Source organism: Sphingomonas sp. 4RDLI-65 (assembly GCF_049472435.1).
Lineage (GTDB): Bacteria > Pseudomonadota > Alphaproteobacteria > Sphingomonadales > Sphingomonadaceae > Sphingomonas.
The window spans coordinates 526,152-549,972 of sequence record NZ_JBCEBT010000001.1; the positions used below are offsets into that span (position 1 = coordinate 526,152).

Consider the following 23,821-nt stretch of genomic DNA (forward strand, 5'->3'; position numbering starts at 1 on the left):
ACTGGTCTCCCGCCTTCGCGGGAGAACAAGTTAGTGCGGGTAACAGGCGAATAAGGGCGACCCTCTACTCCGCCTGCTCCCAACCGCCCCCGAGCGCCTTGAACAGCGCAACCGTCAGCTGCCGCAACTGCGCATCGCTCGCCACCAGCTGCTCGCGCGCCGAGAGCACATCGGTTTCCGCATCCAGCAGCGTATTCTGCGCGACGAACCCAGTACGATACTGCGACTCCGCCGCCTTCGCGCTACTCTGCGCATCGACCACCGCGCGTTGCAGCGCCGCGTTCCGCCGGCGTTCGGCGGCGATCTGCGCCAATGGGTCCTCGACGTCGCGCAACGCCTGCAACACAGTCGAGCGATAGCGGAGATACGCCTGCTCACGGTCCTCCTCGCGCGATTTTACAGTCGACTTGCGCCGGCCCCAGTCGAGCAGCGGAAACTGCGCCGCACCGCTCGCGGTCAGCTGAAGGCTGTCGCCCGAGAACAGATTGCCGAGCGCAGTCGAGATCAGCTGGCTCATGCCGGTAAAGCTGAACTTCGGATACATATCCGCCACCGCGACGCCGATATCGGCGGTCGCCGCCGCCAGATCGCGTTCGGCCGCGCGGATGTCTGGCCGACGACGCAACAACTCGGAGGGCAAGCCCGCCGGGATCGTCGGCACGCCAAGCGGTGCGACCGACGGCGCCGCGAGTTCGGTCATCAGCGTTGCGGGCGGCTCGCCGAGCAGAATCGCCAGCGCGTGCATACGGACATCGACATCGGCGCGGACCGGTTCGGCACGCGCCTGCGTCGACGTTATCGAAGCGCGTTGGCGCGTGACGTCGATCGGCGGGACGAGGCCGACCTTGGCGATGTTGCCCGCGATCGTCAGCGCGCGCTGCTGGTTGGCGATCTCGCCCTCGATCGTCGCGAGCTGCGCCTGGTCGAGCCGGAGCGCGAAATACGCCTGCGCGACTTCGGCGGCGAGCGTCACCGCAGCGTCGCGCTTCGACCAGACCGCCGCTTCGGTGCGAGCACGTGCCCCCTCGGTACTACGTCGGACACCGCCGAACAGGTCGAGTTCCCAGCTTGCATCGAAGCCGACCGAGTACGTCGTGATGCCACTGCCGGGCAGCGCGATGCCGCCAGTCGAACCGGTACCACCCGCCCCCGTGCCGCCGCTGAACGCGCGCGCGATCGACGAGAGGCCGGCGTTCTTGCTGAACTCGATATGGCTCGGGCTGGCGCTCGCGTTGACGCTCGGCAACCCTTGCGACCGCGCGACGATCTCCTGCAATCGCGCCTGACGCACGCGCGAGGCGGCGATCGCGATGTCGGGATTGCCCTTCAGCGCGCGCTCGACGAGGCCGTCTAGCTGCGGATCGCCAAACGCCGACCACCAGCGCGCTGGGTCAACCGAAGCACCGACTGTAGCCTGCGGACCGACGAACGACGGCGGCACCGCCATCTCGGGCGGCGTGTAGTTCGGGCCGACGGTGCACCCCGCGAGCAGGGCTGCGACCGCAACCACCATGAACCGCGCACGCATCAATGCATCCCTCCCGAGGGCGCGCTGCCGGTCTTGCCGGAGCGCATGAATAGAACCAGTGGCGCGACGACCAGCACGACCACCATCATCGCGCGGAACACATCGAGGAACGCGAGCATCGTCGCCTGCCGCTGCATCTGACTGTAGAGAACGGCTAATGGCGTCGTCGCGTCGCCCTGGCCGCCGAACACGTTCGCCGCCTTCTGCATCCAGTCGGTATAGTTCGGATCGAGCGGGTTGAGCGTCTGGGTCAGTTCCGACTGGTGCCGCTGCAACCCGCCCGCAAGCTGCGTCTGCGCGAAGCAGATGCCGATCGACCCGCCCAGATTGCGTGCGACGTTGAGCAGGCTCGACGCCTGCGCGGTCTGCGTCTGCTTGAGACCGACATAGGCGATCGCGTTGATCGGCACGAACAGGAACGGCAGCGCCATCGCCTGAAACAGCCGCGCGAACGCCGCGTCGGAAAACGCGATGTCGGCGCTCAGGTGGCTCATGTTCCACAGCGCGAACGCCTGCACCAGCAGCGCCGGGAACAGCAGGAAGCGCACGTCGACCACGCCGCTGAGCCGGCCTGCGAACGGCACCATCACCAGCGTCGCGAGCCCGCCTGCGGTCAGCGCGAGCCCAGCATCGAGCGAGCTGTAGCCGAGCACCTGCTGCAGCATCTGCGGGATCAGCTGCGTGGTGCCGAACATGATCATGCCGACCACGCCCATGATGCCGATGGTCAGCGCGAAATTGCGATTCTTCATCAGCTTCAGGTCGACCACCGGATCCTTGTGGTTGAGCTCCCAGATCACCAGCGCGATCAGCGACACCGCGGCGATGCCCGCCGACATGACGATGAAGCCGCTCGCGAACCAGTCCTCGCGCTCGCCGCGGTCGAAGGTGAGTTCGAGGAAGCCCAGGCCCAGCACGACCAGGATGACGCCGATATAGTCGATCGTCAGGCCGTTCTTGAAGCGCGCGTCGCGGTCCTTCCTCACCTGCGGCGGCTCGTCGACGAAGGTCTCGACTGCGAACCATGCGGCGATGCCGACGGGAACGTTGATCAGGAACACCCAGTGCCAGCTCGAATATTCGACGATGTAGCCGCCCAGCGTCGGCCCGAGCACGGGGCCCACGACGACGACGATCGCAAACGCGGCGAACGCCATGCCGCGCTTTTCGGGGGGGAAGGTGTCGGCGAGGATCGACTGTTCGACCGGCGCGAGGCCGCCGCCGCCGATACCTTGCAGCACGCGCGCGACGACCAGCGTACCGATGTTCGGCGCCAGGCCGCAGAGCAGCGATGCGAGCGTGAACAGCGCGATCGACAGCAGGAAATAGCGCTTCCGCCCGATCGCGTCCGACAGCCAGCCCGAGATCGGGATGACGATCGCGTTGGCGACGAGGTAGCTGGTCAGCACCCACGTCGCCTGATCGGTGGTGATCGACAGCCCGCCGGAAATATGATCGAGCGCGACGTTGGCGATCGAGGTGTCTAGCACCTCCATGAAGGTCGGGATCGAGATGATCGCGACGATCAGCCACGGGCTGTACTTGCCCGCCGCCGACCGGCTCGGCGACCAGGTGTGGCCGCCCGCACCGGCCTTTGCGGGAGCTTTTGCCACCTCAGCGGACCTTGACGGTCGGCACCACCGACATGCCGGGGCCGATCGGATAGCGCTTCGGATCGGGGCCGTTCTTCGCGTCGAATACGATCCGCACTGGGACGCGCTGGACGACCTTCACGTAATTGCCGGTCGCATTCTGGGGGGGCAGCAAGGCGAACGCCTGGCCCGCGCCGCGCTGGATCGAGTCGACATGCCCCTTGAAGTCGACGCCGGGATACGCATCGACATGGATGTCGACGGGCTGGCCGATCCGCATCAGGGTAAGTTGCGTTTCCTTGAAGTTCGCGGTCACCCACATTTTGTCTGGGATGATCGCCATCAGCTGCGTGCCGGGCGCGACATAGGAGCCGACGTTCACCGAGCGGTTGACGACCTGGCCGGCAACCGGCGCGGTCAGGCGGAGATCGCCGATCGTGACGTTCGCCTGATCGACCTGCGCGCGGCGGGCGTCGATCACCGACTTAGCCGCGCCGACCTGCTTCCTGGCGACGCTGATCTGGGCGGAGGCGGTGTCGATCTGCTCGCGGGCGGCAGCGGCATCGGCGGCGGTCTGGCGAGCGGTGGCGCGCGCCTGATCGAGCTGTTGCCCGGCGACAGCGCTCGGATCGAGCCGCAGCAACGCCTCGTACCGCGCGAGATCCTGCTGCGCCTTCACCGCAGCCGCCATTGGCACGCGTGCCTGTGCGGCGGCCTGCTGGCGTTGCGCCTCGGCAGCGGTGACCTGCGCCTGCGCCTGCGCGAACTGCGCGCGCGCCTGCGACTCGTTCGCCTGCGCCTCGGCGACCTGTGCATCGCGACCCGACGCCTTGATCACGGCCAGCAGCCGCCCGGCCTCGACATGACGGTTGTCGATATCGGCGACCTGCACCAGCGTGCCTGCGACCTGCGGCGCGAGGCGGACGATGTGCGTGTCGACGAACGCATCGTCGGTCGATTCGAACTGCCGTGCATGGAGCCAGTAGAGCACGCCACCGATAATCAGCCCACCGACGACGATGACGAGGATGATCCAGAACAGCGGCTTCTTGAACACCGACGGCTTCTTGTCGTCGTCGTCGGACTCATCCTGCTGGTCGGTATCGGACTGCTGATCCTCGCCGTTCGGATCGGACTTACGATCCTCGTCGTGATCGGTGTCGGAGTGGTTCGTCTGGTCGGTCATGCCTGGCCCTGTTCTTCAGCACGCATCGAATCGAGAATGGCGTCGATATTGGCGTCGATCCGCGCCTTGATATCGAGGATGTCGGAGAGCTCGAGCGTGTCACGCTCGAGCAGTTTGAGGCAGGTCGCCCGGCTTGCGCGCAACGTCAGTACCTGCCCCATCAAGGTGATCGTCGCGATCCGGCCGGTGCGGATCTCGGCGCAGCCGGTGGCGATACAGACCAGGTCGCCGAGCTTGCGCACCATCTGGCCCATGACGCCGCCATAGATGCGCTCGAACGCCTCGCCCGGCTTCATCTGCTCGCGGAGCACGAACAGCGTCCAGTCGGCGCTCTCGTTGCTCGCCATCTTGTCCGCCAGCCGGCCGAAGATGCTATGGATTTGCGCGCGGGCTTCGCTCGCGTCGTCGGCCGCAAGGTCGTGCGACAGCTCAGACGGATCGCCCAGGACCGCTGACATGCGCTCGGCGATCCGATCGGCGGCGGCGAGGTACAAGCCCTCCTTGCCGCCGTAATGATAGGTGATCGACGACATCGCGGTCCCTGCCGCAGCAGCGATCCCGCGCGTGCTGGCCCCCTCGAGCCCCTTGGTACCGAATTCGCTGATCGCGATGTCTAGGAGTCGGGATTGAAGCACGCGGCGCATTTAGTTCGATCGAACGAACGAACCTAATGAAGAAGATGTCATGTTGAGATCGGCGACGTTCCACCTTCTGTTCCCTCGCGCATGCGGGGGTCCAGGATTACGGACGATGCGCTCTTTTACCCTGGACTTCCGCCTTCTCGAAAGAACAGTCGGATACCGCCAGATCTTGCAGGCATTCCGGGAGCACCAGAAACAACAAAGGCCACCAACTCATTGAGTTGATGGCCTGATAATGGTGGGCGCGGCTGGGATTGAACCAGCGACCCCACCCGTGTGAAGGGTGTGCTCTACCACTGAGCTACGCGCCCGAAACTCGTTCGGAAGCGGGCCTTTAGGCAGACCCCGTCCGCCTGTCCAGCCCTTTCGGCCGTGTCAGGACCTTGCATAGGCAATCCAAGGTTCGCCAAACCCACTCCGTCACCCCGGACTCGTTCCGGGGTCCACCGTTCCGCCTGTCAAAGGCCGATGATCAAGTCCAACGGTGGATGCCGGAACAAGCCCGGCATGACGGGTTGTTAGTTGACCGCGTCCTTCAGGCCCTTGCCCGCCTTGAACTTCGGCTGGGTCGAAGCCTTGATCGTCATCGGCTCGCCGGTGCGGGGGTTGCGGCCGGTCGACGCCTTGCGCTTCGAGATCGAGAACGTGCCGAAACCGACCAGGCGGACCTCGTCGCCCTTCTTCAGAGACGCTTCGATCGCGTCGAACACCGCTTCGACGGCCTTGACCGCGTCGGCTTTCACCAGCCCGGACGTGTCGGCGACCGTCGCGATCAGTTCCTGCTTGTTCATATAGTCCCCCGGAAAGTCTCAATTCGGCCACGAATGAATCACGGCCGCGGCCAGCGCGCAATAATGCGGCGGCTCCGTCTGCTGTCAAACGAAACCGCCGCGTAAGCCAAGTATGACCCCAACCTCGATCAGTGGTGAAGACCGCCACCGACCGGCGGGATCGGTGCCGGTGGCAGTGCCGCCAGCTCGTCCGCGTCGGTCCACTCGATCGCCTCGAGCGGCTCGGTCAGCGCAAGGCGAAGCACCTCGTCGACATGGGACACCGGGATGATCTTCAGCCCCGCCTTGATGTTCGCCGGGATCTCCGCGAGGTCCTTCTCGTTCTCCGCCGGGATCAGCACCGTCTCGATTCCACCCCGGAGCGCCGCGAGCAGCTTCTCCTTGAGGCCACCGATCGGCAGCACGCGGCCGCGCAGCGTGACCTCGCCGGTCATCGCCACCTCGCGCCGGATCGGCACGCCGGTCAGCGTCGAGACGATCGACGTGACCATGCCGATGCCTGCCGACGGACCGTCCTTCGGTACCGCACCCTCGGGCAGATGGATGTGGATATCCTTCCGCGCGAACAGGCTCGGCTTGATCCCGTAGCTCGGCGCGCGTGCCTTGACGAAGCTGAACGCGGTCTCGATCGACTCCTTCATCACGTCGCCGAGCTTGCCGGTGAGCTTTGCCTGGCCCTTGCCCGCAACCGTCACGCTCTCGATCGTCAGCAGTTCGCCGCCGACCTCGGTCCAAGCGAGCCCGGTGACCGCACCGATCTGGTTCTCGGTCTCGCCGAGCCCGTGGCGATACTTCTGCACGCCGGCATACTCACCGATGTTCTCGGGCGTGATCGTGACGCTGGTGGTCTTGTTCTCAAGGATCTGGCGCAGCGCCTTGCGGCACAGCTTGGCGATCTCGCGCTCGAGCGTACGCACACCGGCTTCCCGCGTGTACTGCTGGATGAGGGTGCGAAGCCCCTCCTGCGTCAGCGTGAACTCGCCCGGCTTCAGGCCATGCGCCTCGATCTGCTTCTCGACGAGATGACGCTCGGCGATCTCCACCTTCTCGTCCTCGGTATAGCCCTCGAGACGGATGATCTCCATGCGATCAAGGAGCGCCTGCGGCAGGTTCAGCGAGTTGGCCGTGCAGACGAACATTACGTCGGACAAGTCTATGTCGACTTCCAGATAATGGTCCTGGAACTTGCCGTTCTGCTCCGGGTCGAGGACCTCGAGCAACGCCGACGCCGGATCGCCGCGGAAATCCTGGCCGAGCTTGTCGATCTCGTCGAGCAGGAACAGCGGGTTCGACGTGCCGGCCTTTTTCAGGTTCGTCACGATCTTGCCCGGCAGCGAGCCGATATAGGTGCGGCGATGACCGCGGATCTCGGCTTCGTCACGCACGCCGCCCAGCGACTGGCGGATGAACTCGCGCCCCGTCGCCTTCGCGATCGACTTGCCGAGCGAGGTCTTGCCGACGCCCGGAGGACCGACGAGGCACAGGATCGGCCCCTTCAGTTTGTTGGTGCGCGCTTGCACCGCGAGATACTCGACGATCCGGTCCTTGACCTTCTCAAGCGCGTAATGATCCTCATCCAGCGTCACCTGTGCGGCGGCGATGTCCTTCTTGATCTTCGACTTCTTGCCCCAGGGGAGCCCGAGCAGCACGTCAAGATAATTGCGCACGACGGTCGCTTCGGCGCTCATCGGCGCCATCGTCTTGAGCTTCTTGAGCTCCGACGTGGCCTTGCCGCGCGCTTCCTTGCTCATCTTGAGCGTCGCGATCTTCTGCGTCAGCTCGGCAATCTCGTCGCCTTCGCCATCATCGCCCTCGTTGCCGAGCTCGCGCTGGATCGCCTTCAACTGCTCGTTGAGGTAATATTCGCGCTGCGTCTTCTCCATCTGGCGCTTGACGCGGCTCTTGATCTTCTTCTCGACCTGCAGGACGCCCAGCTCGCCCTCCATCGCGACCATCGCCATCTCGAGACGCTTCGACGGGTTGGTTTCGATCAGCATCGCCTGCTTTTCGGCGACCTTGATCGCGATGTTGGCGACAACCGCGTCGGACAGCTTCGACGCGTCCTCGATCTCCGACATCTGGACCGCGGTCTCGGACGCGAGCTTGCGGTTGAGCTTGGCGTAGTTCTCGAACTGGTCGACGACCGAGCGCATCAGAGCGGTGACCTCGGCGCCCTCGACCTCGGCATCGGCGACCGTCTCGACCGTGGCGGTCAGGAACTCGCCGCTCTCGTCCAGCGTTTCCAGCGTCGCGCGCTGCTTGCCCTCGACCAGCACGCGAACGGTGCCGTCGGGGAGCTTCAGCAGCTGCAGGACGGTCGCGGTGACGCCCATCGAATACAGGTCGTCGCGCGAAGGATCGTCCTCGGCGGGATCGACCTGCGCGACCAGATAGATCTCCTTGTCCGCCGCCATCGCCGCTTCAAGCGCGGCAACGGATTTATCGCGGCCGACGAACAGCGGCACGATCATGTGCGGGAACACGACGATGTCGCGAAGGGGAAGGACGGGGTACTGGGTCATGAACGCTCCGGTGGGTGCCTGCATGGGGGCATAGTCTACAGCTTATATGGTGAGGATGAAGCGTCCATCAATTGGTTGGCGGTTGGATCGGTATTTGTCGGGGCCGACAATGCCTCCCCCACTGCGTCACCCCGGGCTCGTTCCGGGGTCCACCTTACCGCGAACTCACGTCTCTCGGGCGTGCGGAACGGTGGATGCCGGAACGAGCCCGGCATGACGGAGGGGGCTTGTGTCGCCATGACCGCCGCGCGAGAACGCCGCATGAGTTCCCGTCTCCTTCTCGCCGCCAGCGCCACCGCGCTTCTTGCCGCCGCCCCACTGCCGAAGAAGGGCGAGCCCGCGATCACCACGCAAACCCAGCGGTCCGGCGGCGTACTGACACCCGAGCAGACCGCGCTACGGTTCGACAGCGCCGACCTCGCGTTCGAAGTCCTGCCGGAGACGGAGAGTTTGAACGGCGTGGCAACGCTGGTCTTCACCGCGAAAGCCCCCCTAACCCGCCTGCCGATCGACCTCGACCGCAACCTGCCGGTCAGCGCGATCGCGATCGACGGCGTTCCGCTCGCGCCCTTGGCTTGGACTAATCCCGAAGGACGGTTGACGATCACGCTGCCCAAACCCGTCCCGGCCGGCGGGAAAGTCACCGCGAAGATCACCTATGGCGGCACGCCGCACGTCGCGGTGAAGGCGCCGTGGGACGACGGCATGGTCTGGTCGAAGACGCCGGACGGCCGCACCTGGTTCGCGACCACCGCGGAAGGCTATGGCTGCGACCTGTTCTGGCCGTGCCTCGATTTCCCGACCGGCGAGCCCGCGCTGGTGACGCTGCACATCACCGTGCCGAAGGGCCTGAAGGCGCCCTCGAACGGCGTGCTGCTCGGCGTCGATACGCTAGCTGACGGCCGGACGACGTGGAACTGGCGCGCCAAGCACCCCAACACCTACGGCATCGCGCTGAACGTCGGACCGTATGAGGAGATCAGCGGCACGTACAAGAGCCGCTTCGGCAACAGCATCCCGATGTATTATTGGTACCTCCCGGGCGAAAAACCTCAGGCGGAAAAGCTGTTCGCCGAGTTCGCGCCGACGCTCGATTTCTTCGAGAGCATGATCGGCCCCTACCCGTTCGGCGACGAGAAGGTCGGCGTGGTCGAGACGCCGCACAAGGGCATGGAGCACCAGACGATCAACGCCTACGGCAACGAATACGCCAAGGCGCCGGAGGGGTTCGACTGGCTGTTCCAGCACGAATTCGCGCATGAATGGTTCGGCAACCAACTGACCGCCGCCAATTGGGACGATTACTGGCTGCACGAGGGGTATGGCACTTACATGCAGCCGCTCTATGGCCAGTGGCGCGAGGGGCGTGCGCGGTACGCGACGATCATGCAGACCGAGCGCGCGTCGATCATGAACCTCAAGCCGATCACGCAGCAGCGCATCACCACCGAGGAGGAGGTGTACGAACTCGACAAGGGCGGTGCTGGGCAGGACATTTATTACAAGGGCTCGTGGATGCTTCACACGCTGCGGGGGCTGATCGGCGACAAGGCGTTCTTCGATGTTACCCGGCTCGCGGTGTACGGGCGCTCGGATCCGAAGCCGGGCAATTTCGCGCCGCGGTTCGGGTCGACCAAGGAATATGAGGCGCTCGTCCGGAAGGTGACGGGGAAGGACTATACATGGTTCTTCGACGTGTATCTTCGGCAGGCCGCCCTGCCCGAACTGGTCGAGACGCGGACCGGGAACACGCTCGCGCTGGCGTGGAAGGTGCCGGGCAATGGCCCCTTCCCGCTGCCGGTACAGGTGCAGATCGATGGGAAGACGCGGACGCTGCCGATGACGGGCGGGAAGGCGAACCTGTCCGTCCCGGCCGGCGCGCATGTCGTGATCGATCCGGACGCACTGGTCCTCCGGCGTAGCGTCGCGCTCGAAGACGTGGCCGCCTGGAAAGCCGCGCAAGCTGCGAAGGCCAAGCCCCAATGACGTCTTCATCGTTCCCCCGCGAACGCGGGGGTCCAGGGCTCCAAGAGACACCGCTAGATACTCCTGGCCTCCTGCGTGCGCAGGAGAACGGGCCGTGGCCTTCTCGCGCGGCGGAAATGGCGGCGCTCTTCATGGTAGGCGATGGCTTGATCGGCCTCCTCCAGCCCCGTCGGCACGTTGATCTTTGGAAGGACGATGCGCTCGGTACCGAGAAACTTGTGAAGCCGTTCGTCGACCGCCCCGGTCGGCGACGCCTATATGCGGTGGCGCAGATCGCCGCTGGTCTCGCCTTGGCCGCGCGTCAAAAGCGATGAAGGCCACGGGCTGGGTTCCGCTGGCGCTCGCGCTGGCCGGATGCGGTTCGGGCCATGATGCCGCGAGCGACCAGATCGCCGACGGCAAGCGCGTGTTCCAACGCTGCACCGCGTGTCACACGATCGGCCAATATGCGACCGACACCGACGGGCCGAACCTCTACGGCGTGATGAACGCACCGATCGGCGAGCGGCGCACGCGGTTCTCGTACACCGCGGGTCTGAAGGCGCTCGGCGGAAATTGGGACGCCGAACGTGTGGACCGATGGCTTGCCAACCCGCGCCGGATGGTGCCCGGCACGACCATGGCGTTCGCGGGCCTACCCAACCCGCAGGACCGCGCCGACGTCATCGCATACCTGTCGACGCAAGGCCCCTGAACTTACGGCACCACCGTTGTGAACAGATAGGCCGCGAAGATCACGAGGTGGACGACACCCTGCAGCACCGTGGTCCGCCCGGTGCCGAGCGACAGCGTCGCCACGAACAGCGACAATGCGAGCAGGGTCATGCTCTTAGCATCGATGCCGAGCGCGATCGGCAGGTCGAGCACTAGCGACACGATCGCCACGCTCGGGATCGTCAGCCCGATCGTCGCCAGCGCGGAGCCAAGCGCGAGGTTGAGGCTGGTCTGCAACCGGTTGCGTCGTGCGGATTTGTAGGCGGCCAGACTTTCCGGCGCGAGCACCAGCGCAGCGATCACGACGCCGACCACCGTCAGCGGGAGGCCCGCACCGAGCACCGCCGCCTCGATAGTCGGCGACAGCGTCTTCGCGAGCAGCACCACCGACACGAGCGCCACCAGCAACGCCGCGAACGCGATCCCCGTCGCGCGACCCGACGGCGGCGCAGCGTGATCGTCCTTGTCGTCGGTCGACGGCAGGAAATAGTCGCGGTGGCGCACCGTCTGCACCAGCACGAATGTCCCGTAGAGGATCAGCGACACCACCGCGACGAACATCAGCTGCGACGCCGCGTAAGTCGGGCCCTGTGTTGACGAGGTGTAGTTCGGCAGGATCAGCGACAGCACCGCCATCGCAGCGAGCACACCCAGCGCCGCAGTCATGCCCTTCAGCGTAAAGCGTTGCTCATGATGCCGCACCGCGCCCGCAAGCAAGCAGATCCCGATGATAAAATTGAGGATGATCATGATCGCCGCGAACACCGTGTCGCGCGCGAGCGTGGTGGCGTCTCCGGCGTTGGAGAGCATCAGCGAGACGATCAGCGACACCTCGATCACGGTAACCGCGATCGCGAGGACGAGCGTGCCGAACGGTTCGCCGACCTTGTGCGCGATCACTTCGGCGTGATGGACGGCGGCGAGCACGCTGCCGATCAACACGATCACGGCGGCGGCGGTGCCGAGCGTGCCCATCTTGGCGAGACCGATCAGGACTGCGACGAGGCCCAGACCCGGGGCGATCAGCGTCCAGATCGGGAGTGCCATCCGGTCCGGCATTGTTTCTACCACGTGTTCGTTCGGTCGGTCGGCCACTTCGATCGTCATGCATGCTCCCTCGTTCCACTTGGATAACGAATGCGTGAGGGGCGATAAGGGTCCGAGTCGGGGCGATTGCAGTGGGCTGGGGATCGGGTAGGTTGCTGCGATGCTGGCGCCCGATCTTCGCGAAACCCTGGTCATGGTGGCCGAGGCGATGCGAGATGCGCGGGACCCGTGGTGGGTCATTGCGAGCGCGGCGGTGGCGCTTCACGGGGTGACGCCGATCGAGGTTGGCGACGTCGATTTGGTTATGAGCGTCGGCGATGCCCGGCGACTGATGGATGCGCTTGGTATCACACCAATCGAGGACGGCGCGAGTTCGCTTTTCAGATCGACGCTGTTCGGACGGTGGGAGACGCCGCCTTTGATCGTCGAGATCATGGCGGGGTTTTATGTTGCGACGGCGGCTGGGTGGACGGAGGTTTTGCCGAGGACGCGCATGCCTGTCCTTGTCGAGGGGTCCGTCGTTTACGTGCCTGAGCGAGAGAAGCTAGCCGGAATGCTCAGGCTGTTCGGGCGCCCAAAGGATCTGGAGCGGGCTCGGCTTTTGGCTTCTTAAGATAGCATCGGAGCCGCTCTCACCGTTCCCCTGACGATGGGTGACGACCGAGAGGTCGATCAGGCCCATCGAGAAATCCTCTCCTGCAAGGGGAGGTGGCAGCGCAGGGCGCTGACGGAGGGGTGACCCGCTCACGATAGGCCATCACCCCTCCGTCGCTTCGCGCCACCTCCCGTTGCAGGGGAGGAACGAAGTGATCTCAGCCCGGCTGATGCCGTCCGTTATCCTAACGAAAGTCAGGATCCAGGGTACAAAGCGCAGGTCTTCTTGGCTCTGGGTCCTGACTTTCGTCAGGATGACGTATCGGGTTTTATGGGCGAGTTTCACCCCAACGGGTGGGGCGTTTGCGGACCGCGCGCTCTCCGCAAAACGAAAAAGGGCGCCGATCGCTCGACGCCCTCTCCCGTATCTCAGACCAGCACCGCGCTACGCAGCGTCGCCAGTCTTCTTCTTCTCCGCATAAACGCGGATCGGTTCCTTGCGGCCTTCGATCACGTCCTTGTCGATCATCACCTCGTCGACGCCGTCCATGCCGGGCAGGTCGAACATCGTGTCGAGCAGGATGCTCTCGAGGATCGAGCGAAGTCCGCGCGCGCCGGTCTTGCGTTCGATGCCCTTCTTGGCGACCGACACCAGCGCGTCGTCGGTAAAGCCGAGCGCGACGTCCTCCATCTCGAACAGTTTCTGGTACTGCTTGACCAGCGCGTTCTTCGGCTCCTTGAGGATCTTCACCAGCGCGTCGACATCGAGATCCTCGAGCGTCGCGATCACCGGCAGACGACCGACGAACTCGGGAATAAGACCGAACTTCAGCAGATCCTCAGGCTCGACCGACTTCAGCGTCTCGCCCGTCTTGCGCTCGTCCGGCCCGGCGACATACGCGCCGAAACCGATCGACTTGCCCTGGAGGCGATCGCCGATGATCTTCTCGAGACCCGAGAACGCACCGCCGCAGATGAACAGGATGTTCGTCGTATCAACCTGCAGGAATTCCTGCTGCGGATGCTTACGACCACCCTGCGGCGGCACCGACGCCGTCGTGCCTTCCATCAGCTTGAGCAACGCCTGCTGCACACCCTCGCCCGACACGTCGCGCGTGATCGAGGGGTTCTCGGCCTTGCGCGAAATCTTGTCGATCTCGTCGATATAGACAATCCCGCGCTGCGCCCGCTCGACGTTGTAGTCCGACGCCTGGAGCAGCTTGAGGATGATGTTCTCGACATCCTCGCCGACATAGCCGGCCTCGGTCAGCGTCGTCGCATCGGCCATCGTGAACGGCACGTCGAGGATGCGGGCAAGCGTCTGCGCGAGCAAGGTCTTGCCGCAACCGGTCGGCCCGACGAGCAGAATGTTCGACTTCGAAAGCTCGACATCGGCACCCTTGGCGCCGTGGTTGAGCCGCTTGTAGTGATTGTGCACCGCCACCGACAGCACGCGCTTGGCGCGCTTCTGGCCGATCACGTAATCGTCGAGGACGTCGCAGATCTCCTGCGGAGTCGGCACGCCGCCGTCCTTCTTGGACACCAGCGCCGACTTCGTCTCCTCACGGATGATGTCATTGCAAAGTTCGACGCACTCGTCGCAGATGAACACGGTTGGACCCGCGATCAGCTTGCGCACCTCATGCTGCGACTTGCCGCAGAACGAGCAATAGAGGGTGCTCTTCGAGTCGCCACCGCTCAGCTTCGTCATTCAATCACCTCTCGCGCATGTCGGTGCACGTGCCGTTTCCGGGGCCGCTACCGTAACGCACCCCGGAGTTCCTACAATCAAATAAACCGGCGGGGTTTACGATTCACCCCATGCCCGTCTCGTTCAAGCGGGTTTCGGCGCATCCTCGGATACCGCCGGACGCTTGTCGAATACCTCGTCGATCAGCCCGAAATCCTTCGCCTCGTTCGCTTCGAGGAACGTATCGCGGTCCATCCGGCGTTCGATCTCTTCGATCGGCTGACCGGTATACTGCGAATACAGCTCGTTCATGCGCTTGCGAATACGCAGGATCTCGCGCGCCTGGATCTCGATGTCGCTGGCCATGCCCTGTGCACCACCCGATGGCTGATGGATCATGATGCGCGCGTTGGTCATCGCGACGCGCATGCCGGGCTCGCCGCTCGCGAGCAGGAAGCTGCCCATCGACGCGGCCTGGCCGATGCAGACGGTGCCGACGCGCGGGCGGATGTACCGCATCGTGTCGTGGATCGCCATGCCCGCCGTGACGACGCCGCCCGGCGAGTTGATGTACATGAAGATGTCCTTCTTCGGGTTCTCAGACTCGAGGAAGAGCAGCTGTGCGGTGATCAGCGAGGCCATGCCGTCCTCGACGCCACCGGTCACGAAGATGATGCGCTCGCGGAGCAGGCGCGAGAAGATGTCGAACGAACGCTCGCCGCGGTTCGACTGCTCGATGACGATGGGAACCAGGCCTGCTTGCGTCTGCTGCAGGCCGAGCCCGGCGCTGGCCAACGGGCTCGCGAAATCGCCGGTCTCGAACGGATTGTGCATGGAAATCTCTCTTATGCCCCAGTGAACCGCTAACATCGGCTGTCCGGGAGGGGAGTTCAAGCCCCGCTTAACCCCTCGCCCCTCCGGGGAGAGGGAGGGGCCCGCACGCACTTGCGGGTGGGAGGGTGAGGGGCGGTTGGGATCCGCCAACCGCCCCTCACCCTCCCGTCGCCAAAGCGGCTCCTCCTTCCCTCTCCCCGGAGGGGCGAGGGAGTCAGATGCCTGGGGCGGGGTATGCGAGGTAGGCGAGGCGCCGGACTTCGCGGCGGCCTCTGACCACCGTGTCCAGGATCAGGCCGGTGAAGACGTTGAGCGCGGCGAAGATGCCGAGCCCGGTGATCAGGATCGCGGTCGGGAAGCGCGGGACCTGGTGGATCTCGATGTACGTGAGCACCAGCGGGATACCGAGGATCAGCGCGAGTAACCCGAAGACGCCGCCGATCGCGCCGAAGAACCAAAGAGGGCGCTCGATGCGGTACAGCGTCATGATCGTGCGGAGGATGCGCCAGCCGTCGCCGTACGTGCTGAGCTTCGATTCGGAGCCTTCTGGACGCGCGTAATAGGGCGTCTCGACCTCGCCGATCGGCATCTTCAGCTCGAGCGCGTGGACGCTGATCTCGGTCTCGATCTCGAACCCGGCGGACAGCGACGGGAAGCTCTTCACGAACCGGCGCGAGAAGACGCGGTAGCCTGAGAGGATGTCGGTGAAGCTGCGGCCGAACAGGCGCGCGAGCATGCCGGTGAGGAGCGCGTTGCCGAACCGGTGGCCGCGGCGATAGCTTTCCTGGACCTGGCTGATCCGCGAGCCGACGACCATGTCGAGCTGCTCGTCGAGCACGCGCTTGACCAGGTTCGGTGCGGAGGCAGCGTCGTAGGTCGCGTCGCCATCGGCCATCACGTAGATGTCGGCGTCGATGTCGGCGAACATCCGCCGGACGACCGCGCCTTTGCCCTGGATGCGCTCGGTCCGGACGACCGCACCCGCGGCGCGCGCAACCTCGATCGTGCGATCGGCGCTGTTATTGTCGTAGACGTAGATCGTGGCGCCCGGCAGCGCATCGCGGAAGCCCGCGATCGTCTGCGCGATCGCGGCGTCCTCATTGTAGCAGGGGAGCAGGACGGCGATTCTCGGTTCGGTCATGCCCTGCCCTCAATACCAAAAACGATGCACCGGCCGCATCGTCAAAAACGCACTTCCCCGGCGGAGGCCGGGGCCCAATTGGGGAAGGCCCATAACGAAGCTTTGCACCCCGTTACAGCTACCTTTCCAATTGGGCCCCGGCCTCCGCCGGGGAGGTGGCTCAACTAACTCGCTCCGTCACCCCGAAACCGGTTCGGGGCGACGGCAAGGCATTATGCCTCGGTCTTGGCCGCAGCCTTCTTGGCAGCTGGCTTCTTCGCGGCCGGCTTTTTTACCGGTGCGTCGGCAGCTTCGGTGCCCTCCGCGTTCTCGGCAGCGACCGGCGACGATTCCGTTACAGCCGTCTCGGCTTCGACAGGTGCCGCCCTCTTCTTTGCAGCTGCCTTCTTCGCAGGCTTGGCCTCGTCCGCAGCGTCCGAAGCCGGTGCTTCTTCCGTCACGGCCTCATCCGAAGCTGGCTTAGCCTTCTTGGCAGCGGCCTTCTTCTTCGGCTTGTGATTGTCGTGATCATGCGTGTGCGTGCCGCTCGCGAAACCGTCCTCGCTCTCGATTGCTGCCTCTAGCTCCTCGCGCGTCGCTTCGCGGTCGGTGATCTCGGCCTTCTCGAACAGGAAGTCGACGACCTTGTCCTCGTACAGCGGCGCGCGCAGCTGGGCGGCAGCCATCGGCTCCTGCTGGATGTACTGCATGAACTGCTGACGCTGCTCGGCAGGATACTGCTGCGCCGCCTGCGCGAGCAGACGCTGCATTTCCTGGTTGGAAACCTCAACGCCGTTCGCCTGGCCGATCTCGGACAGGAGCAGACCCAAGCGCACGCGACGCTCGGCGATCTTGCGGTAATCGTCGCGCTCGCCTTCCATCTCGGCCATCGCCGCCTCGGGATCGGCCTCGTGCGTGGCTTCGTGCTGGAGCTGCGACCAGATCTGGTTGAATTCGGCCTCGACCATCGACGGCGGAACCTCGAAGTCGTGACCCTCGGCGAGCTGGTCGAGCAGCTTGCGCTTCATGTGCGTGCGCGTGAGCCCGTTATGCTCCTGCTCGATCTGACCCTTGAGCAAGCCCGTGAGCTGCTCGAGGCTCTCGAGACCCAGCGACTTGGCCAGATCCTCGTCGATCTTGCTCTCGCCCGCGGTCTTCACCGACTTGACGGTGATGTCGAACGTCGCCGGCTGCCCTGCGAGCGACTTCTCCTGATACTCATCCGGGAAGGTCACGTTCAGGACTTTGTCGTCGCCGGTCTTCACGCCGACGAGCTGATCCTCGAAGCCCGGGATGAGACGACCCGCGCCCAGCTCGACGCCCATGTCGGTGCCGGTGCCGCCCTCGAACGCGACGCCGTCGGCGGTCTTGCCGACGAAATCGACGGTAACGAGATCGCCCATCGCCGCGACATAGTCGTCGGCTGCGTCGTCCCACTTCTTCTGCTGGTCGGCGAACTTCTGGAGCTGCTCGGTCACCGCGTCGTCGGCGACGGGCACGGTCAGGCGCTCGAGCTTGATGCCGTCGATCGCGGGTGCTGGGACCTGCGGGAGGACCTCCATCTCGACCTTGACCACGGCGTCCTTACCGAGGTCATAGCCGTCTTCCAGCTCGACAGAAGGCTGCATCGCGGGGCGAAGCTGCTTCTCGGCGACGAGCGTCTGGACGCTCTCCTGGATCGCCGCGTTCAGCGCGTCCTGCGTCAGCGCCGGGCCGTGCATCTTGCGGATGAGGTTTGCCGGCACCTTGCCTGGACGGAAGCCCGGCATCTTCATCTGCGGCGCGAGGCGCTTCAGCTCGACATCGACCTTGGCATCGATATCCTTCGCGGTGATGGTGAGCGTGTAGGCGCGCTTGAGGCCCTCGTTCAACGTCTCGACAGTCTGCATGTCCGGCCTTTGTCTAAAAGAGCATTCGGGATAAATTCGTTCTGGCTGTCGCCCCGCCCGAGCGGCGGAGTGGTGCGGGCGAAGGGACTCGAACCCCCACATCTTGCGATGGCAGGACCTAAACCTGCTGCGTCTACCAGTTCCGCCACGCCCGCACAGGACATCGCCGTAGCGGGCGCGTCTATACCAACGTTGCACGTCGGGGCAAGCACGCAAGGCAACTACACGTGATTGCACGCGTTGAACGGCTAGAAGGAGAGAGCATCATGGCTACCCAACCCCCCGCAGAATTCCCTACCCCGAGCCAGCCGGCGCAGCCGACCACGCCGCCGCCCGAGTTCAACCCGCCCGCGCCGGACGTGGATTATCCAGATCCCGGCGCGCCCTCGACCGATCCCGCACCGATGCAGCCGGAGTTTTGAGCATGGCCGATCCGCATTCCGGTACGAACCCCGAGACGCTGCCCGAAGGCCGCGACGAGGATACCCGTAGCGACATCGAACAGGCGGTCGAATCGCGCTCGGACGCGGTCGAGCGCGGCGAAGGCGGCGACGAGCCCGAGACGTTCACCGACAGTGGCCTGCCCGACGGTGTCGGCGGCACCGGTGGCGTGACCAAGAACCAGGACGGCGACGCGCAGTAGGCGTCAGGACTTTGGTAGATGGCGGTCGGTGCGATAAGCGTCGACCGCCATCAGCAAACCCGATATTTCCGCCGTCGTGAGTAGCAAAGGGCGTTCGGCGCCGTTGTGCGCCATAAGCTTGAAGCGCCACACGGTACTCTGATCGCTCATATAGAGCGCGGCGTTCATCTTGAGCAGCGCCGCGTCGATCGTAAATCCGACAGTTTCCGATCGGGCACAGGCAAAGCCCCTCCCGCACGATGCCCGTACGCGCGCAATCCTCTGCGTCGCAATCGATCGTGGCCCGGTCGGCGTCGCGTAATTCACCGCCTGCCAATCCGCCCAACCATAATCGCGATACCGTACCGTCGCGTAGACCTGATACGCGGTCCGGCCCGAGCGCTTGTCGATGAACGCGCGGAGAAAAACATCGTCGGGTGCTATCCCCAGCAGCGGCCTGCGCCTGGTAAACCCGTCCGCGGTCGTGATGGTAGCGACGGTGTCCAGATCATCGTCATGAAGCATCGTTCGAGCTTGGAACTGCGCAGGTGTCATGGCTGCAAGGCGTCGCTCGTCGTCGGGCTCACTCCTGCCCGACGCGTGTCCAGACGCGAGCGTCAGGATCGCGACCGTGATTGCCCACCTGATCGTCATGCGCCGATCCCCTAGGCATAAAGGAGCGCCTCACGAAGGGCGCATGCAAGCCATCGGGACGGCAATCTGGCCGGTTTCGGATCGGTCCCATTCCGCAGGCTCAGTTCCCCTGCTTCGGTCAGCACCGATACACATTGCCGCAGCTAGTCTAACACATTGCGTTCAAGCCTTTTTAGGACCCGCCGATTTTCACGTTCCCGAATTCCAGCCAGCCCCACACGCTCTACCTTGCACTCGGCATCGCCGTCGTCGTGCTCGTCGTCGCGCAGCGTATTCCGATCGTGCGGACGCTGGTGAACATCGGCATGACGCTCGTGCTGGTCGGCTTGCTGTTCGTCGCGGTCGATCAGCGGCGGCAGTTCGACCCGTATGTCGGCAAGATCGCGCGGTTCCTGAAGATCGAGGATCAGCAGGTGGTCGGCGGCGAGGTCCGCATCCGCATGTCGCCCGACGGCCATTTCTGGGCGCGGGCGACGATCGACGGGGTGAGCCAGCGGTTGCTGATCGACAGCGGTGCGACGATCACCGCGATCTCGGAGACGACGGCGGAGGCTGCGGGGATCGAGGCGCGGGTCGGCGTGGTGCCGATCGTGTTGCAGACCGCCAATGGGTCTATCGCGGCTAAGACGGGGACGATCGCGAGCTTGCGGCTCGGCGCGATCGTCGCGCGGGACTTGCAGGTGGTGGTTTCGCCGGCGTTCGGGGACACCAATGTGCTGGGAATGAACTTCCTGTCGCGGCTGGCGTCGTGGCGCGTGGAGGAAAACACCCTGATTCTCGTGCCGCATCATCCGCAGAAGGTGGCGGCGTAAGCCCCCGCCATGCCTCCCCCTCGCGCCCGTTTTCACTCCAACCCCGCCCCAACTGCCGCCACCCCGGCGGAGGCCGGGGCCCAATTGGAAAGGTCGCAGTAACGTAGCACCGCCACCAGTTAGCAACGTCCTCCAACTGGGCCCCGGCCTTCGCCGGGGTGGTTCAGTTTGGGGAGACGCCACTCCTTCTGTTCCCTCGCGAACGCGGGGGCCCAGGAATCAAGCAGCGCTGCGCTCGGTTACCCTGGACTCCCGCCTTCGCGGGAGAACGGAAAGGGCGGGAGAGGTAGGAAGTCGCCAGCTTACGAAGCCACCGACTCCCCAAGCGCCCCCTTCAACACCTCATTAACAACGGCCGGGTTAGCCTTCCCCCCCATAGCCTTCATCGTCTGCCCGACGAAGAACCCGAACAGCTTGTCCTTGCCGCCACGATAATCGGCAACCTTGTCCGCATTCGCCGCCATCACCTCGGCGATCACAGCCTCGATCGCCCCGGTATCGCTGGTCTGCTTCAACCCACGATCCTCGACGACCTTCGCCGCGCCATCACCGGTCTCGAGCATCACCTCGAACACCTGCTTGGCGAGGCTCCCCGACAGCGTGCCGTCCGCGATCAGCCCCAGCAGCTCCGCCGCCTGAGCCGGCGAAACCGGCGAGTTCTCGATGTCCCTGCCCGTCCGGTTCAGCGCGCCGAACAGCTCCGAGGTCGTCCAGTTCGCCGCCGCCGCCGGCTTCACGCCCGCATCCAGCAACGCATCGAACCACCGTGCAGCCTCGACCTCGGCGGTCAGCACGGTCGCCTGGTACGCGGTGATCCCGAGCGCCTCGTACCGCGCGCGCTTCGCATCCGGCAGCTCGGGCAGCGATGCCCGGCACTCGGCCAGGAACGCATCATCCAGCACCAGCGGCAACAGATCGGGATCGGGGAAGTAGCGGTAATCATGCGCATCTTCCTTCGACCGCATCGACCGCGTCTCGTTGCGATCGGGATCGTAGAGCCGCGTTTCCTGCTGGATCTTGCCGCCGGCCTCGAGCACCTCGACCTGACGCTTGGCCTCCTGCTCGACCACCGCCATCACGAAGCGCACCGAATTGACGTTCTTCGTCTCGGTCCGCGTGCCCAGTTCGTCGCCGGGCTTGCGCACGCTGACGTTGACGTCGGCGCGCATCGAGCCCTCTTCCATGTTGCCGTCGCACGAGCCGACATAGCGCAGGATCGATCGCAGCTTCCGCAGGTAAGCCCCTGTTTCCGCGGGCGATGCGAGATCGGGCTTCGACACGATCTCCATCAGCGCGACGCCCGACCGGTTCAGGTCGACATAGGACTGGGTCGGATGCTGGTCGTGCATCAGCTTGCCCGCATCCTGCTCGACATGGATGCGCTCGACGCCGATCCGCTTGCCCGCGGCATCCGGATTCTTCTCGTCGAGGCTGATGTCGATTGCGCCCTCACCGACGATCGGATGATAGAGCTGGCTGATCTGATAGCCCTGCGGCAGATCGGCGTAGAAGTAATTCTTACGGTCGAACCGCGACCATTTGTTGATCTGCGCCTCGATCGCCATGCCGGTGCGGACCGCCTGGCGGATGCACTCGCGGTTCGGCACCGGCAGCATGCCCGGCATCGCCGCATCGACCAGCGACACCTGCGTGTTGGGCTCCGCGCCGAACGCGGTGGCCGCGCCCGAGAAGAGCTTGGCGTTCGACGTCACCTGCGCGTGCACTTCGAGGCCGACCACGACCTCCCACTCACCGGTTTCGCCCTGAATTCTGTAATCGCTCATGTTACCACCAAGCCTCTGGTCGCGCGGTAAATCCTGCTCGCTGTTCGATCGCGAGCCCTGCGTTCAGCACGCCTTGCTCGTCCAGCGGCTTGCCGATGATCTGCAGTCCGAGCGGCAGGCCCTGCTTGTCGAGACCACCCGGCACCGACATCGCCGGCAGCCCGGCGAGCGACGACGGCACCGTGAAGACATCGTTCAGGTACATCGCGATAGGATCCGCCGACTTCTCGCCGAGCGCGAACGCGGCCGACGGTGCGGTCGGGGTGAGGAGGACGTCGCACGTCTCCCAAGCCTTCTCGAAATCGCGCGCGATCAGCGTCCGGACCTTCTGCGCCTGCGTGTAATACGCGTCGTAGAAGCCGGCCGACAGCACATACGTGCCGACCATGATGCGGCGCTTCACCTCGGGGCCGAAGCCGTCGGCGCGGGTGGCGGCATACATGTCCTGCAAGCCGGCCCCGGCCGGCAGGTCGCGGATGCCGTAGCGCACGCCGTCATAGCGCGCGAGGTTCGACGACGCCTCGGCGGGCGCGATGATGTAATAGGCGGGCAGCGCGTATTTGGTGTGCGGAAGCGAAACCTCGACGATCGTCGCGCCGGCGTCCTTCAGCCAGTCGATACCCTGCTGCCAGAGCGCCTCGATCTCCTCGGGCATGCCGTCGACGCGATATTCCTTGGGAATACCGACGCGCAGACCGTTGAGATTGCCGGACAAACCCGCTTCCCATTTCGGTACGTCGAGCTGCAGCGAAGTGCCGTCCTTCGCATCGAACCCGGCCATCGCCTCGAGCAGGATCGCGCAGTCCTTGACGTCGCGCGCCATCGGCCCGGCCTGGTCGAGCGACGAGGCGAACGCGATCGTTCCCCAGCGCGAGCAGCGGCCATAGGTCGGCTTGATGCCGCTGATGCCGGTGAAGGCGGCGGGCTGGCGGATCGAGCCGCCGGTATCGGTGCCGGTCGCGCCGGGGCAGAGCCGCGCGGCGACTGCCGACGACGAGCCGCCCGAGGAACCGCCCGGCGCGAGCGAGGCGTTGCCGCCGTCGTTACGCTTCCACGGCGAGATCACGTTGCCGAATGCCGAGGTCTCGTTCGACGAGCCCATCGCGAACTGGTCCATGTTCAGCTTGCCGAGCATCCCTGCGCCGGCGTCCCACAGATTCTGCGAGACGGTCGACTCGTAGGTCGGCGTGAAGCCTTCGAGGATGTGGCTCGCCGCGGTTGTCGTGACGCCCTTCGTGCAGAACAGGTCCTTCATGCCGATCGGCACGCCGGCCAGCGGCTTGAGCGTCTCGCCGGCTTCGCGCGCGGTATCGGCGGCGGTGGCGGCGGCGATCGCGTGGTCTGGCGTCTCGACAAGAAACGCGTTCAACGCCTTGGCCTGGCTCACCTTTACGATGAACGCATCGGCGACTTCGCGCGCCTTGAAGCTGCCGTCGCGGACGCCGTCGCGAATGCCGGCAATGCCCAGATCGGTAAGTTCGCTCATTATTCGATCACCTTCGGCACGGCGAAAAAGCCATGCTCTGCCACGGGCGCATTGGCGAGAACCTGCTCGCGGATGCCGCCGCCGGTCAGCGGGTCGGCGTTGACGACGTCGTCGCGCAGCCGCAGCGTGTTGGGGATGACGGCGGTCATCGGCTCGATACCGGTCGTGTCGACCTCTTCGAGCATCTCGATCCAGCCAAGGATGTTTCCGAGTTCCGGCGCCATGCGGGCGGCGTCCTCGTCGGTGATCGCGATGCGCGCAAGGCTCGCGATCCGCTTCACGGTTGCAGTATCTACGGACATGCCGTGCGGCTAGCACCGCGCGGCGCG

21 protein-coding genes and 2 tRNA genes are annotated in these 23,821 nt (G+C 65.0%); 6 read left to right on the top strand and 17 right to left on the bottom strand.

The window, feature by feature from the left end; translation table 11 throughout:
• Window positions 1–64 precede the first annotated feature (64 nt).
• From VH567_RS02230 to lon, 7 genes are all read right to left on the bottom strand, one after another.
• On the bottom strand, window positions 65–1,528 hold the full coding sequence (locus tag VH567_RS02230) for an efflux transporter outer membrane subunit (RefSeq protein WP_423322798.1): 1,464 nt from the start codon (window positions 1,526–1,528) through the stop codon (window positions 65–67).
• A complete protein-coding gene (locus tag VH567_RS02235) occupies window positions 1,528–3,141 on the bottom strand; it encodes a DHA2 family efflux MFS transporter permease subunit (RefSeq protein ID WP_423322800.1) in 1,614 nt (537 codons plus the stop codon). The genes VH567_RS02230 and VH567_RS02235 overlap by 1 nt, the downstream gene beginning before the upstream one ends.
• A gap of 1 nt (window position 3,142) precedes the next feature.
• Entirely contained in the window at window positions 3,143–4,306 is a 1,164-nt protein-coding gene (locus VH567_RS02240) for an HlyD family secretion protein (protein WP_423322802.1), read from the bottom strand.
• On the bottom strand, window positions 4,303–4,950 hold the full coding sequence (locus VH567_RS02245) for a CerR family C-terminal domain-containing protein (RefSeq protein ID WP_423322804.1): 648 nt from the start codon (window positions 4,948–4,950) through the stop codon (window positions 4,303–4,305). Before VH567_RS02245 ends, VH567_RS02240 begins: the two co-directional genes overlap by 4 nt.
• Window positions 4,951–5,183: 233 nt before the next feature.
• Window positions 5,184–5,258 (bottom strand) — tRNA-Val (locus tag VH567_RS02250).
• 207 nt (window positions 5,259–5,465) lie between these two features.
• Entirely contained in the window at window positions 5,466–5,738 is a 273-nt protein-coding gene (locus tag VH567_RS02255; protein ID WP_056048186.1) for an HU family DNA-binding protein, read from the bottom strand.
• Window positions 5,739–5,866: 128 nt separating this feature from the next.
• Window positions 5,867–8,260: an endopeptidase La gene (gene lon / locus VH567_RS02260; RefSeq protein WP_423322806.1), complete on the bottom strand. Its 2,394-nt coding sequence runs from the start codon at window positions 8,258–8,260 to the stop codon at window positions 5,867–5,869.
• Between the two features lie 261 nt (window positions 8,261–8,521).
• Between lon and VH567_RS02265 the strand changes: the two genes are divergently transcribed.
• Window positions 8,522–10,246: a M1 family metallopeptidase gene (locus tag VH567_RS02265; RefSeq protein WP_423322808.1), complete on the top strand. Its 1,725-nt coding sequence runs from the start codon at window positions 8,522–8,524 to the stop codon at window positions 10,244–10,246.
• Window positions 10,247–10,556: 310 nt separating this feature from the next.
• Window positions 10,557–10,940 (top strand): c-type cytochrome, encoded by a 384-nt coding sequence (locus tag VH567_RS02270; protein ID WP_423322810.1) that lies wholly within the window; start codon window positions 10,557–10,559, stop codon window positions 10,938–10,940.
• 2 nt (window positions 10,941–10,942) lie between these two features.
• On the opposite strand, the gene VH567_RS02275 is transcribed toward VH567_RS02270, so the two are convergent.
• Window positions 10,943–12,067 (bottom strand): calcium:proton antiporter, encoded by a 1,125-nt coding sequence (locus VH567_RS02275; RefSeq protein WP_423322812.1) that lies wholly within the window; start codon window positions 12,065–12,067, stop codon window positions 10,943–10,945.
• A gap of 100 nt (window positions 12,068–12,167) precedes the next feature.
• Here VH567_RS02275 and VH567_RS02280 point away from each other — a divergent pair, with 100 nt between their 5' ends.
• Window positions 12,168–12,620, top strand: a complete 453-nt coding sequence (locus VH567_RS02280; RefSeq protein ID WP_423322814.1) for a hypothetical protein — start codon at window positions 12,168–12,170, stop codon at window positions 12,618–12,620.
• Between the two features lie 426 nt (window positions 12,621–13,046).
• On the opposite strand, the gene clpX is transcribed toward VH567_RS02280, so the two are convergent.
• From clpX to VH567_RS02305, 5 genes are all read right to left on the bottom strand, one after another.
• On the bottom strand, window positions 13,047–14,312 hold the full coding sequence (clpX, locus tag VH567_RS02285; RefSeq protein WP_056048170.1) for an ATP-dependent Clp protease ATP-binding subunit ClpX: 1,266 nt from the start codon (window positions 14,310–14,312) through the stop codon (window positions 13,047–13,049).
• Window positions 14,313–14,435: 123 nt separating this feature from the next.
• Window positions 14,436–15,125, bottom strand: coding sequence for an ATP-dependent Clp protease proteolytic subunit (locus VH567_RS02290; RefSeq protein ID WP_056048165.1), 690 nt, complete (start codon window positions 15,123–15,125; stop codon window positions 14,436–14,438).
• Between the two features lie 214 nt (window positions 15,126–15,339).
• A complete protein-coding gene (locus VH567_RS02295; RefSeq protein WP_423322817.1) occupies window positions 15,340–16,266 on the bottom strand; it encodes a glycosyltransferase family 2 protein in 927 nt (308 codons plus the stop codon).
• A 212-nt stretch (window positions 16,267–16,478) separates the two neighbouring features.
• On the bottom strand, window positions 16,479–18,134 hold the full coding sequence (gene tig, locus VH567_RS02300) for a trigger factor (protein ID WP_423322819.1): 1,656 nt from the start codon (window positions 18,132–18,134) through the stop codon (window positions 16,479–16,481).
• 70 nt (window positions 18,135–18,204) lie between these two features.
• Window positions 18,205–18,289 (bottom strand) — tRNA-Leu (locus VH567_RS02305).
• A 111-nt stretch (window positions 18,290–18,400) separates the two neighbouring features.
• Here VH567_RS02305 and VH567_RS02310 point away from each other — a divergent pair.
• Window positions 18,401–18,556, top strand: a complete 156-nt coding sequence (locus VH567_RS02310; RefSeq protein ID WP_423322821.1) for a hypothetical protein — start codon at window positions 18,401–18,403, stop codon at window positions 18,554–18,556.
• 2 nt (window positions 18,557–18,558) lie between these two features.
• The gene (locus VH567_RS02315) at window positions 18,559–18,777 is read left to right on the top strand and encodes a hypothetical protein (RefSeq protein ID WP_423322823.1); all 219 of its coding nucleotides are present in this window, start codon (window positions 18,559–18,561) and stop codon (window positions 18,775–18,777) included.
• 3 nt (window positions 18,778–18,780) lie between these two features.
• Here VH567_RS02315 and VH567_RS02320 read toward each other — a convergent pair whose 3' ends face one another.
• Complete coding sequence (locus VH567_RS02320; RefSeq protein WP_423322825.1) at window positions 18,781–19,311, bottom strand: hypothetical protein; 531 nt, start codon at window positions 19,309–19,311, stop codon at window positions 18,781–18,783.
• Window positions 19,312–19,661: 350 nt separating this feature from the next.
• Here VH567_RS02320 and VH567_RS02325 point away from each other — a divergent pair, with 350 nt between their 5' ends.
• Window positions 19,662–20,222: a retropepsin-like aspartic protease family protein gene (locus VH567_RS02325; RefSeq protein ID WP_423322827.1), complete on the top strand. Its 561-nt coding sequence runs from the start codon at window positions 19,662–19,664 to the stop codon at window positions 20,220–20,222.
• A 302-nt stretch (window positions 20,223–20,524) separates the two neighbouring features.
• On the opposite strand, the gene gatB is transcribed toward VH567_RS02325, so the two are convergent.
• From gatB to gatC, 3 genes are read right to left on the bottom strand one after another with little or no spacing between them, the layout of a single operon-like run.
• On the bottom strand, window positions 20,525–22,006 hold the full coding sequence (gene gatB, locus VH567_RS02330) for an Asp-tRNA(Asn)/Glu-tRNA(Gln) amidotransferase subunit GatB (protein WP_423322829.1): 1,482 nt from the start codon (window positions 22,004–22,006) through the stop codon (window positions 20,525–20,527).
• A gap of 1 nt (window position 22,007) precedes the next feature.
• The gene (gene gatA / locus VH567_RS02335) at window positions 22,008–23,492 is read right to left on the bottom strand and encodes an Asp-tRNA(Asn)/Glu-tRNA(Gln) amidotransferase subunit GatA (protein WP_423322831.1); all 1,485 of its coding nucleotides are present in this window, start codon (window positions 23,490–23,492) and stop codon (window positions 22,008–22,010) included.
• Window positions 23,492–23,794, bottom strand: coding sequence for an Asp-tRNA(Asn)/Glu-tRNA(Gln) amidotransferase subunit GatC (gene gatC, locus VH567_RS02340; RefSeq protein WP_056048145.1), 303 nt, complete (start codon window positions 23,792–23,794; stop codon window positions 23,492–23,494). The genes gatA and gatC overlap by 1 nt, the downstream gene beginning before the upstream one ends.
• Between the last annotated feature and the right edge of the window lie 27 nt (window positions 23,795–23,821).

Coding starts and splice junctions, on each gene's coding strand:
- VH567_RS02230 (WP_423322798.1), bottom strand. CDS start 1,528: ATGCGTGCGCGGTTCATGGTGGTTGCGGTCGCAGCCCTGCTCGCGGGG.
- VH567_RS02240 (WP_423322802.1), bottom strand. CDS start 4,306: ATGACCGACCAGACGAACCACTCCGACACCGATCACGACGAGGATCGT.
- VH567_RS02245 (WP_423322804.1), bottom strand. CDS start 4,950: ATGCGCCGCGTGCTTCAATCCCGACTCCTAGACATCGCGATCAGCGAA.
- VH567_RS02255 (WP_056048186.1), bottom strand. CDS start 5,738: ATGAACAAGCAGGAACTGATCGCGACGGTCGCCGACACGTCCGGGCTG.
- lon (WP_423322806.1), bottom strand. CDS start 8,260: ATGACCCAGTACCCCGTCCTTCCCCTTCGCGACATCGTCGTGTTCCCG.
- VH567_RS02265 (WP_423322808.1), top strand. CDS start 8,522: ATGAGTTCCCGTCTCCTTCTCGCCGCCAGCGCCACCGCGCTTCTTGCC.
- VH567_RS02270 (WP_423322810.1), top strand. CDS start 10,557: ATGAAGGCCACGGGCTGGGTTCCGCTGGCGCTCGCGCTGGCCGGATGC.
- VH567_RS02275 (WP_423322812.1), bottom strand. CDS start 12,067: ATGACGATCGAAGTGGCCGACCGACCGAACGAACACGTGGTAGAAACA.
- VH567_RS02280 (WP_423322814.1), top strand. CDS start 12,168: ATGCTGGCGCCCGATCTTCGCGAAACCCTGGTCATGGTGGCCGAGGCG.
- clpX (WP_056048170.1), bottom strand. CDS start 14,312: ATGACGAAGCTGAGCGGTGGCGACTCGAAGAGCACCCTCTATTGCTCG.
- VH567_RS02290 (WP_056048165.1), bottom strand. CDS start 15,125: ATGCACAATCCGTTCGAGACCGGCGATTTCGCGAGCCCGTTGGCCAGC.
- VH567_RS02295 (WP_423322817.1), bottom strand. CDS start 16,266: ATGACCGAACCGAGAATCGCCGTCCTGCTCCCCTGCTACAATGAGGAC.
- tig (WP_423322819.1), bottom strand. CDS start 18,134: ATGCAGACTGTCGAGACGTTGAACGAGGGCCTCAAGCGCGCCTACACG.
- VH567_RS02310 (WP_423322821.1), top strand. CDS start 18,401: ATGGCTACCCAACCCCCCGCAGAATTCCCTACCCCGAGCCAGCCGGCG.
- VH567_RS02315 (WP_423322823.1), top strand. CDS start 18,559: ATGGCCGATCCGCATTCCGGTACGAACCCCGAGACGCTGCCCGAAGGC.
- VH567_RS02320 (WP_423322825.1), bottom strand. CDS start 19,311: ATGACACCTGCGCAGTTCCAAGCTCGAACGATGCTTCATGACGATGAT.
- gatB (WP_423322829.1), bottom strand. CDS start 22,006: ATGAGCGATTACAGAATTCAGGGCGAAACCGGTGAGTGGGAGGTCGTG.
- gatA (WP_423322831.1), bottom strand. CDS start 23,492: ATGAGCGAACTTACCGATCTGGGCATTGCCGGCATTCGCGACGGCGTC.
- gatC (WP_056048145.1), bottom strand. CDS start 23,794: ATGTCCGTAGATACTGCAACCGTGAAGCGGATCGCGAGCCTTGCGCGC.